6 protein-coding genes are annotated in these 10,473 nt (G+C 68.0%); 5 read left to right on the top strand and 1 reads right to left on the bottom strand.

Going from position 1 to position 10,473, the window contains the following annotated elements:
- The first annotated feature begins 292 nt into the window (after positions 1-292).
- A complete protein-coding gene (locus tag E8A74_RS45870) occupies positions 293-4,930 on the top strand; it encodes an nSTAND1 domain-containing NTPase (RefSeq protein WP_170229882.1) in 4,638 nt (1,545 codons plus the stop codon).
- The gene (locus E8A74_RS45865; protein WP_136967379.1) at positions 4,927-6,354 is read left to right on the top strand and encodes a sigma 54-interacting transcriptional regulator; all 1,428 of its coding nucleotides are present in this window, start codon (positions 4,927-4,929) and stop codon (positions 6,352-6,354) included. The genes E8A74_RS45870 and E8A74_RS45865 overlap by 4 nt, the downstream gene beginning before the upstream one ends.
- A gap of 11 nt (positions 6,355-6,365) precedes the next feature.
- Here E8A74_RS45865 and E8A74_RS45860 read toward each other — a convergent pair whose 3' ends face one another.
- Entirely contained in the window at positions 6,366-8,306 is a 1,941-nt protein-coding gene (locus tag E8A74_RS45860) for a multicopper oxidase family protein (protein ID WP_136935500.1), read from the bottom strand.
- A 556-nt stretch (positions 8,307-8,862) separates the two neighbouring features.
- On the opposite strand from E8A74_RS45860, the gene E8A74_RS45855 reads away from it, so the two are divergent.
- From E8A74_RS45855 to E8A74_RS45845, 3 genes are read left to right on the top strand one after another with little or no spacing between them, the layout of a single operon-like run.
- Positions 8,863-9,096: an MbtH family protein gene (locus E8A74_RS45855; protein WP_136935499.1), complete on the top strand. Its 234-nt coding sequence runs from the start codon at positions 8,863-8,865 to the stop codon at positions 9,094-9,096.
- Positions 9,097-9,106: 10 nt separating this feature from the next.
- On the top strand, positions 9,107-9,856 hold the full coding sequence (locus E8A74_RS45850; protein ID WP_136935498.1) for a thioesterase II family protein: 750 nt from the start codon (positions 9,107-9,109) through the stop codon (positions 9,854-9,856).
- Between the two features lie 11 nt (positions 9,857-9,867).
- Positions 9,868-10,434, top strand: a complete 567-nt coding sequence (locus E8A74_RS45845) for a YcjF family protein (RefSeq protein ID WP_136935497.1) — start codon at positions 9,868-9,870, stop codon at positions 10,432-10,434.
- Positions 10,435-10,473 lie beyond the last annotated feature (39 nt).

The raw sequence follows: 10,473 nt of genomic DNA, 5'->3' as shown, positions 1-10,473 counted from the left end.
GGAATCCGCTGGAGGTTCAGTGTCCAGCACGCTCGCAAGAAGATGGGGCACGCATACCCACAGCCAGCGCATCCCGCGCTGCCCGTCGCAGCGTGAAACAGTCAAGACCCCTGTGTCGAGGAACTAGCTCGACCGATGCGATCCGTGGTCATGTTCGTCGAGGCGGTGCCACATGAGGTGTCCTGAGGAGCGAAGGCTCAGCGCCCGTCTGCCGCCGGATGCGAGCGTCACCGCGGACTTCGCTCGTCACGAGCGGACAGGACGCTTGTCGCAGGCTGCTTCGCCGTCCCCCATGTCCGGCGTGCGAGGCGCGCTCCCCGAGGCCTCCCTTCCGCTCGACGGCTTTCTCAAGCACTACGAGATCATCCGCAAGCTCGGCGAAGGCGGCATGGGGGTCGTGTTGCTCGCGCGGGACATCAAGCTCGCGCGCCTCGTCGCCATCAAGCTCCTCCAGGACAGCGGGCAGGCGCCCTCACGCTTGCTCGCCGAGGCGCGCGCGACGGCGCGTTGCAGGCACGAGAACATCGTGGTCATCCACGACGTGGACGAGACCGACGGGCATCCCTACATGGTCCTCGAATACCTCGAGGGCCGCACGCTGCGGGATCTCCTGTCCTCGGGCGCCGGAGGACCGAGCCGCGTGCTCCCGCGGGGCCTCGCGCTCGACATCGTGATGTCGGTCCTTCGTGCGCTCGTCGCCGCGCACGCGTGCGACGTCGTGCATCGCGACCTCAAGCCCGAGAACATCATGATCCTCGACGCTGGGGGGATCAAAGTGCTGGATTTCGGGCTGGCGAGGCCAAGCGATGGCCTGTACCCGGGTGACGGCGGCACGCTCGCGTACATGGCGCCAGAGCAATGGCTCGGCGAGAAGGTCGACGCGCGCGCCGATCTCTGGGCCGTCGGCATGATTCTGTACGAGCTGCTCGCAGGCGCGCATCCGCTCGCGCCGATCACGATGGAGCGGCTCGAGAGCGTCGCCGACCTCTCCGCGCCCATGCCCAGGCTCCGGGACGTCCTGCCCGATCTCGCCGCGCTTTCGGACGTCGTGGAGCGAAGCCTGCGCAAGCAAAAGGCGGAGCGGTTCGCCTCGGCCGACGAAATGCTCGCCGCGCTCACGCCCTTGCGTGAAGGGGGAAAACCTATCGCGTTCGCCGAGGGCGAGCTGCCGTTCGCGGGGCTCTCGGCATACCAGGAGGCGGACGCGGGCCGCTTTTTCGGCCGCGAGCGGGAGGTCGTGGCCGTCGTGGGGCAGCTCCGTCGGCAGCGGCTCGTCACCGTCGTGGGCCCGTCCGGCGCTGGCAAATCGTCGTTTCTCCGCGCGGGCGTGATTCCGGCCTTGAAGCACTCCGGCGAGGACTGGGACGTCCTCGTCCTGCGCCCGGGCCGCGCCCCGATGGCAGCGCTCGGCGAGGCGCTCGCAGAGGTGCTCGCCAAGAGCACGTCGGACGAGCCCCCCGCGGCCCTCGGCGATCTTCGCGCCGCGCCCGGGCTGTTCGGCGCTCGCCTGCGCGTCCATTGCCGCGCGCGGGGCCCAGAGAGCCGCGCGCTCGTCTTCGTCGATCAATTCGAGGAGCTTTATACCCTGGTCTCCGATCCGGGGGAGCGATCCGCGTTCCTTCAATGCCTCCTCGGCTCGGCGGACGACGCCTCGTCGCCGTTGCGGGTCATCGTGGCCATTCGCTCGGATTTCCTCGACCGCGTCGCCGAGGAGCCCACTTTCCTGGCCGAGGTCACCCAGGGGCTCTTTCTCCTGCCGCCCATGAGGCGCGAAGCCTTGCGGGAGGTCTTGCTCCGTCCTGTGGAGGCGTCCGGGCATCGTTTCGAGGACGAGGCGATGAGCGCCGACATGCTGGACGAGCTGTCGCGCACCAAGACCCCGCTCCCGCTCCTGCAATTCGCAGCCGCGGAGTTATGGGAGGCGCGTGATCGGGAGGCGAAGGCCTTGACGCGAGCGAGCTACGAGCGGCTCGGCGGGGTGGTCGGATCGCTCTCCACGCACGCCGATGCGGTCTTCGGGGCGCTCGCATTGCCGAGCCAGCGCCTCTGCCAGGCCGTCTTCTTGCGCCTGGTCACGCCCGAGCGGACGCGCGCGATCGTGAGCATGCCCGAGCTCGCCTCCCTCGCCGAAGAGCCCGCCGCCGTGGAGGCGCTCGTCCAGCATCTCTGCGGCGCGCGGCTCTTGCTCCTCGAAGTCGGCGGACTTCCGGGCGCGGTGACGGTGGAGCTCGTCCACGAGTCGCTCATCGAGCGCTGGCCGAGGCTCGCGGGGTGGCTCGACGAGAGCACGGCGGACGCCCAGTTCATGGCCCGCCTGCGCGCCGCCGCCTCGCAATGGCAGGCCGGCGGAGAGGCGTCCGGCTTGTTGTGGCGGGACCGCGCCGCCGAGGACGCGCGGACGTGGTACGAGCGAAGGCGCGCGAACCCCGAGGCGGAGCGCGGTTTGCCGCTCGGCCGCGCGGAAGAGCGGTACCTCCTCGCCGTGATCGACCTCCAGGAGCGGGCGCGGCAGAGGCGACAGCGCTCGATCGCCGGGGCGTTCGTGGTTCTCGGCACCGTGTCGGTCCTCGTGTTTTTCCTGGCCATGCGCGCCCAGGCCCAGGCCCGGCGCGCGGACGCCGAGGCCGCGCGTGTCACGGAGCAGAACGGCGAGCTCGCGCTCCAGGCGCTGCGGGGCCGCAATGCCACACGGATGCTCGCCGCGCGCAGGCGGATCGACGATCCCACGCTGGTCCTCGCGCTCGCGCGGGAGGTCGAGCCCGAGGATATCCCCAAGGAGTGGGCCGAGATCGTGAGCGACGCGCTCTGCTCCGGCGTCGCGCGGGACGAGGTCTCGGGCCTCCACGGGGGCTTGCCGGTCTATGCGGCGGCCATCAGCCCGGATGGCGCGCGCATCGTCACGGCGTCCCAGGACCAGACCGCGAGCATCCTGGCCGTGGGCGATTTCCAGAGGATCGCCACGCTGCGCGGCCACGAGGCGCACGTCTGGTTCGCCGCGTGGAGCCCGGATGGAGAGCGCATCCTCACGGCACCCGGGGACAAGACGGCCCGGATCTGGAGCGCGGATGGCGCCGGGGAGCCGCTCGTGCTGCGCGGTCACGAGGACGAGGTCAATTCGGCGCTGATGAGCCCGGATGGGCAGCGCGTCGTCACGGCATCCATGGACAGGACCGCGAGGGTGTTCCGCGCGACGGACGGGAGCCCGATCGCCCTGCTCGAGCACCAGGCGAGCGTCACGAGCGCCCGGTTCAGCCCGGATGGAAAGCGCATCGTGACGACCTCGGTGGATGGGCTCGCGCGTGTGTGGAGCGCGGACGGCAAGGGCGCGCCGCTGGTCCTCCGCGGGCATACGGACGAGGTTGTCGCGGCAACCTGGAGCCCGGATGGAAAGCGCATCGCCACCGCGAGCAAGGACGCCACGGTGCGCGTGTGGGACGCCTTCGAGGGCGCCGAGCGCCTCGCGCTGCGCGGCCACGAGGACAAGGTCATGAGCGTCGCGTGGAGCCGCGACGGCAAACGCATTGCTTCGGCCTCGAAGGACAAGACCGCGCGCATCTGGAATGCTGACGGCGCGGGGCAACCGCTCGTCTTGCGTGGCCACAAGCACTGGATCTACACGGCGGATTTCAGCCCGGATGGCCGCTCCCTCCTCACGGCGTCGCTCGACAGGACGCTTCGCTTCTGGGATCTCGACGAGGTCGTCGCGCCGAGGGTGCTCGAGGGGCACACGGAGGTCATCAACGTGCTCGCGTGGAGCCCCGATGGCGCGCGCCTCGTCACGGCTTCGGGGGACGGGACCGCGCGGGTGTGGCGTGCGGAGGGGGAGGGGAGCCCGCTCGTCTTGCGCGGCCATGCCGCGGACATCGTCGGCGCGAGGTGGAGTCCCGACGGCGCGCGGCTCGTCACGGGTTCGCGGGACGGGACCGCGCGGGTATGGCGCCTCGACGACCCCTCTTTGCCCATCGTCCTCGGCGGCCATCGGACGGGGGTCTGGGGGGTCGATTGGAGCGCCTCGGGGGACCGGATCCTCACCGCGTCCATGGACGGAGCCCTTCGCGTGTGGTCGAGCGACGGCTACACGCTCCAGGCGGAGACAAGGGTTCCGATGGAATCCGAGTGCGTGGTGCAAGTGTGGTTCGAGCCCACGGGCGCGCGGATTCTCGCGTCGTACGAGACCGGGGACATCTATCTCTGGAACGCGGGCGAGGCGGGCGAGCTCGTCGCGCTCGCCGGGCCCCCTGCGAGGTTCGTGCCCACCCACTTCACGGGCGCGCGATGGAGCCCGGACGGCTCGCGCGTGCTCTCCCCGTTCGCGGACGGCGCCGCGCGAATCTGGGACGTACGCGACGCTGCGGGTTCCCTCCTGCTGCAGGGGCACGAATCGAATGTCACCTTCGCTGCGTGGTCGCCCGACGGCGCGCGGATCCTCACGACGTCCCTCGACAGGACCGCGCGCGTATGGAGCGCAGACGGCTCCGGGCAGCCCGTGGTCCTTCACGGTCACAGGGAACGGGTCACATGGGCGTCGATGAGCCCCGACGGCACACGCATCGCCACTGCGTCCGTGGACACGACGGCGCGCATTTTTCATGCGGATGGATCCGGGCAGCCTTTCGTGCTCGGCGGCTCTCCATTCATCTCCGGGTATGCCGAATGGAGCCCCGACGGCAGGTACATCGCGCAAGGCTCCGAGGAGAAGGTCGCCCGCATATGGCCCGACGTGGAGCCTTTTACCGGCCCTGCGGACGCCCGGCTCTGGAGGGCGACCTCATATTGTATTCCCGCGCCGATTCGAAGAGAACTGCTCCAGGTCACCGAAGCCGAGGCCCAGAGGGACCAGGAAGCGTGTGAGCGTCGCGTCGCGGAGGCGCGCGCCGCCGAGGGACACCCAGGTCACGCTTCGGCTCGTGATAGGGTGGTGCGGCCATGACGAGGAAGTTGATCTCGCTCGGTACGACCCAGAACGCCGTGCGCGAGGAGCGGAGGGAGCAAGCCCTCGCGCGTCCTTTCCTCTTCGTCGTGCTCCATTGCGACCAGCCGGCGCTCGGCGGCGCGCGGTATTGCCTCTCGGAGCTCGACGTCGTCGACATCGGCCGCGGCCCCGAGCGTGTCGCCTCGCGCGTCCGCGAGGGGGGCGCTCGGCGGCTCGATCTGCGCTTGCCCGACGGGGCCATCTCGAAGGCCCACGCGCGCCTCGTCCGGAGCGGCGAGGGGTGGGTGTTCGAGGACATGGGCTCGCGGAACGGCTCGCATGTGAATGACAAGCGCGTCACGAAGGCGGCGCTGCGGGACGGTGATTTCATCGAGCTCGGCCACGTCATCCTGCGGTACCGCGCGGGCTTGTTGTCGTCGCCTGCCGCCGGCGCGGATCTCGATCTCCCGCCCTCGGAGGTCGGGGATCTCTCCACGCTCGTCCCCTCGCTCGCGGAAAACCTCTACGCGCTGACGCGTATCGCGCGGGCGCACATCCCGGTGCTCCTCCTCGGCGAGTCGGGCACGGGCAAGGAGGTGCTCGCGAGAAACGTCCACGCCCACTCGGGGCGGGCAGGGCCTCTCGTCGCCGTGAATTGCGGGGCGCTCACGGCGTCGCTGCTCGAGAGCCAGCTCTTCGGGCATGTCAAGGGCGCGTTCACGGGGGCCGTCCGGGACGAGCCGGGCTACGTGCGCCGGGCGGATGGTGGCACGCTCTTCCTCGACGAGGTCGGTGATCTCCCGCTCCCCGCGCAGGCCGCGCTCTTGCGCGTGCTCGAAGAGAACGAGGTCGCGCCCGTGGGCGGGACGAACCCCATCAAGGTGGACCTGCGCGTCGTCGCGGCGACGCACAAGCCGCTCGACAAGATGGCCCTCCGGGGCGAGCTCCGGGTCGACTTGCTCGCGCGGCTCTCCGGGCATCGGCACACGCTCACGCCGCTGCGGGAGCGGCTCGAGGACATGGGGATCTTGGTCCGCGATCTTCTGCGGCGCTCCAAGGTGCCGGGCGCGAGCGAGCTTGGTTTCACCATCCAGGCGGGCAAGTGGCTCTTGTCGCAGCCATGGTCGCTCAACATCCGGGAGCTCTCGCAGGTCCTCGGGGTCGCGGCTGTGCTCGCGGACGGGCCGCTCATCGAGCGCGCGCACCTGGTCGAGCGGAGCCTCGGGCCCTTGGCGCCGCCCAGCGAGGAGAGCGTCGTGGCGCCGGAGCCCGAGGAGGAGAGGGAAACGGCGCCGGACGCGCTGCGCGGGCGTATCGTGGCGCTGCTCGAGAAGCACAGGGGCAACGTGAGCGGGGTCGCGCGCGACATGGGCAAGTCGCGGGTCCAGATCCACCGCTGGATCCAGAGGTTCTCGATCGACGCCGACGCGTATCGCTTATGATCGTGGCCGGCTCACGGCATCGGGCACGTGTCGGTCATCGACGGCTCGCATGCCGCGTCCTTCTTCACCTCGAGGAGCTGCATCATGCCTTCATCCTCGTGCTCCAGGATGTGGCAGTGCAGCACGTATTTGCCCTCGAAATGGAGGAAGCGCGACAGGAACGTGACGGTGCCGTCGACGCCCATCATGTCGCCCGTGGGGATGAGAAACGTATCGCGCCAGATGGCCTGTGCCGGCTTCTTCCCGTTGATGGACGTCACGAGGAACGAGTTGACGTGGATGTGGAAGGGATGGATCGACGCTCCTGCCGACGGGGTCACCTTGTTGTTGAGCGTCCATTCTTCCACGGCGCCCAAAGCCATGCATTGATCGATACGGGTCTCGCAGAACGTCCTGTCGTCGATGGTGAAATGTGTTCCTTGCGCATCGATGGACACGGCGAAATCGAGCTGGCGGTTATTGTCGATCTGGTTGCCAGGCTTCGCCATGTCGTCGAAGGACGGGTAAAGCGCCGGAGGCGTGAGCGTTTGCGGGATCTCGAGGCTCGTGTCCGGCGTCCCCGATACGATCACGGTGGCGAGGACCTGCGGCGCCCAGCAGACGAAGTCCAGGTAGCCGAGCGCCACCATCTGGTAGGTGCCCGGTTCGAATTGGACGAGCAGGTCCGCGCGGCCTCCCGGCGGGATGACGTACTCGACCTCCGAAACGGGGTTGGCCATCGGCATCTTCAGGGGCGCAGCGTAGGTGATCCCGTCCGTCGCGACTTGGTAGTACGTGACCGACTTCGCCCGCAACGCGTCCCGGTTGAGCACGGGCGGCCCCCCGTTGCTCGCGCAAGAATAGCCGAACGGATCATAATCGGGCTTCGGCAATGACGTCGCGGCGTCCACCTGGTCGTCCGGTACGCGGAGGAAGGCGACATCCAGCGGAGCACGGAAGCCCGTGTGAAGGACCCGGAAGCGCTGCACCTCACTCGGGTGCAAGCGAAGGATCGGGTTGATCTGGCCGTTGACGTGGAAGAAATCCACGATGTTCTCAGGCAAGGGGCCGGAATGGCCCATTTCACCGTACGTCGCGAGGCGGATCTTGCCATTGCAAGGATCCTTGGTCTGGAGCATGAGCTCGCCGACGACCAGGAGCTGCTCCTTGCCCTGCCCCTGCTCGGGCTTGGGAGAGAACAGCTTGTCGAGGTCGTCTTTCGTTTCGTCGCGAATGATGAGGGCCCCAGCCATGCCGCCTCCCACCTGGATGGCCGTCGCTCCGTGGAAGTGCGGGTGATACCAGTAGGTCCCGGCCGGATGATCGGCCATCGTCCCATCCGGCATGACCTCGTCCTTGGGGATGTCGATGACGAAATCGTAGCTTTCGCCGGGACCAATCTCCAAGAAGACGTCATCTCCGGGCGGCCCGGGGTCGACGTGCAGGCCGTGCGTGTGGAAGTTGGTCGTGTTGTTCTGCATGCCCGGGCCGTGCCCGCCATGCCCACCGCTGGTGGTCATGCCGCAATCGGGGGGGTCCACGGCGCTGTCGTCGTCCGGAAGGCCGTTGATGAGCTTGAGCTTGAGCTGATCACCCGGGCGAAGCTCGATGCTCGGGCCTGGGATCGTGCCCGTATATGTTCCCTCGAAGCTCGCCTCTCCTGCATTGACTTTGAGGCCCGTGTACGCGCGGGTCATGAACGTATACGTACCCACCGTCACCTCGGTCTCGGTGATGGTCATCTCGATATCGAGAAGGCCGTCCTTGGCTCGGACCGTGGCAGGGTTGAAGAGCTCTCTGCTCGGAGTCGGCTGCGGCGTCGGCGGCTTGTCGTCGGAGCTGCACCCGGTGGTATCGGGCAGCAAGAGGCCAGCGCTGATCGCGGCGCCCAGACTCAAAAAAGCGCGCCGATCGAACGTGAGCGTGGCGCGGGGACGATTTTTATCGGATGAAGATTTGTAATGGGACGTCACGAATTCACCCTGTGGGTTCGCCGGTTGCGCTCCGAATGGTCGACAATGCCCCGAGGAAGCTCCGGGGGACCATGGGCATCACGCGCGGCACCTATCGGAGATGGCGAGCCGCGGGATACGCAGAGAATCCGTCGTGGCTGCTCCGAGCGTGCGCTCTGCAACGAACAGGCCATCCGTGCGTCGCACGGGAGGTGCGTTGCGCGCCCGGCGAGCGTCGCCGAGCGTTGCCGAGCGTCCTGTACCTGTAACAGGATCTGTAACAGGACCATGTTACAGGTCCTGTTACAGCGGTCGGGCCAGCGTGGGTCGCATCTCCAAGAACGATGAGGCGCCCAGGCTCGGAAGACGAACCATGGGCTGGCACCTCGCTTGCTATGCCGCGGGCGTAACGTCTACCCACAGAGAACCTGGATAGCAAAAGGCGACCCCGAGCGCGCGAGAAGGCGAGACGTTCGCCGTCAGCGGCAGTGCCACCGCCCTGTTGGGCGACGCTGGCCGGCGATCGATTCCCATGAGCGCATCTCGAGGCGACCTTTCGACAGCGAGAGGACCCACGATGAGTGTCTTCGACGACGCAGATACCACCTTCGAGGTGGTCGTGAACCACGAGGAGCAGTACTCCATCTGGCCCGCCGGCCGGGAGATCCCTGCGGGCTGGCGCCTGGCGGGGAAGCGTGGGAACCGCGCCGAATGCCTCCAGTATATCGAGGAGGTTTGGACCGACATGCGGCCGCTCAGCCTGCGCAAGCAGATGGACGCGGCTGCGGCTGCGGCCAAGCCATCGGCCTGAGTCGCCGACGATGGAGCCGATCCCGGGTGCGTGGTTCTGGAGGCAAAAGCCCGTGGCGTTGCCGCGGGCGCGGCTATTTTGCTTCCCCTACGCAGGAGCGAATGCGATGGTCTTCCGGACCTGGGTCGCTCACCTGCCGCCCGACGTGGAGCTCGTCGCCGCGCAGCTCCCAGGCCGAGGGCCGCGAATTCGAGAGGCGCCCATGACGACGCTCAAGCCCCTGGTGGAGGCGCTCGGGCAGGCCCTCGCCCCGAGCCGCATCCCGTTCGTGATGTTCGGGCACAGCATGGGCGGGCTCGTCGCGTTTGCGCTTTGCCATTGGCTGCGCGCACGTGGCCTCCGAGCGCCGATGCACCTCTTCATCTCCGGCCGCCGCGCGGCGCAGTTCCCGGACTCGTACCCACCCACCGGCGAGCTGACCGACGCGTACATCCTCTCCTGCATCCGACGTTATGGCGGAACGCCCGCGAGCGTCCTGGCCGAGCCGGGGCTCATGGACCTGATCCTGCCCGCTTTCCGGGCGGACTTCGAGCTCCTCCGGTCCTACCGCCACGTACCCACAGAGCCTCTCGATGTTCCGCTGACCGCACTCGGGGGCGCGAAGGACGACACGGTGCAGCCGGCACAGCTCGAAGGGTGGCGCGAATCCACGAATGGTCCGTTTGCGCTCCGCATCTTCGAGGGAGACCACTTCTTTCTGCATTCCGCCGAGGCGGCTGTGCTGCGCGTGGTCAAGCAGGCTTTCGCGGGCATTGCATAGAGAGCGTGATCATGGCAGGCGAGGCTACGAAGGTCGATCGAACCGAGACGTCCACCAAGCACGAGGTCAGGGCGGACGGCGCCGAGGTGAAGTCGGATCTCGAGTCGAACGACGTGCGACCGCGCGCCAGCCGCGCGGAGGCGATCATTCGGCGGAATGTCCTCTGGACGCTCGTGGCCGGCGTCCTCCCCGTGCCCGCCGTCGACCTGATTGCCATCAAGGGGACTCAGCTCAAGATGCTGAAGGAGCTCGCCGACCTTTATGAGGTGAAGTTCACCCGTGACGTCGCGAAGACGCTCCTTGGCTCCCTCATCACGAGCACGTGGAGCGTGGGTATGGGGACCACCCTCGGATACGGGCTCGCCAAATTCGTGCCCGTGGTCGGCTCGGCTCTCGGGATCATCTCCACGCCGCTCGTCGCGGGTGCGGCCACGTATGCGCTTGGCAAGGTATTCATGATGCATTTCGAAACCGGCGGTACGTTCCTCAATTTCGATCCGAATGCCATGCGGTCACATTTCAGATCGGAGCTCGAGAAGGCCAAGGAGACCGTCGCCAAGATGCAGCAGGAGCCGTAGGCCTGCTGGTCGGTCCTCGGGCTCGCATCGATACCACGA

The sequence above is a fragment of the Polyangium fumosum genome, assembly GCF_005144585.1.
Lineage (GTDB): Bacteria > Myxococcota_A > Polyangia > Polyangiales > Polyangiaceae > Polyangium > Polyangium fumosum.
Note: the sequence above shows the minus strand (reverse complement) of the source record. Positions and strands in the feature narration are given on the sequence as shown.

Bases quoted from the DNA above. Each gene is read 5' to 3' on its own strand.
- E8A74_RS45865 (WP_136967379.1), top strand. From the start codon at position 4,927: ATGACGAGGAAGTTGATCTCGCTCGGTACGACCCAGAACGCCGTGCGC.
- E8A74_RS45870 (WP_170229882.1), top strand. From the start codon at position 293: ATGTCCGGCGTGCGAGGCGCGCTCCCCGAGGCCTCCCTTCCGCTCGAC.
- E8A74_RS45850 (WP_136935498.1), top strand. From the start codon at position 9,107: ATGGAGCCGATCCCGGGTGCGTGGTTCTGGAGGCAAAAGCCCGTGGCG.
- E8A74_RS45855 (WP_136935499.1), top strand. From the start codon at position 8,863: ATGAGTGTCTTCGACGACGCAGATACCACCTTCGAGGTGGTCGTGAAC.
- E8A74_RS45845 (WP_136935497.1), top strand. From the start codon at position 9,868: ATGGCAGGCGAGGCTACGAAGGTCGATCGAACCGAGACGTCCACCAAG.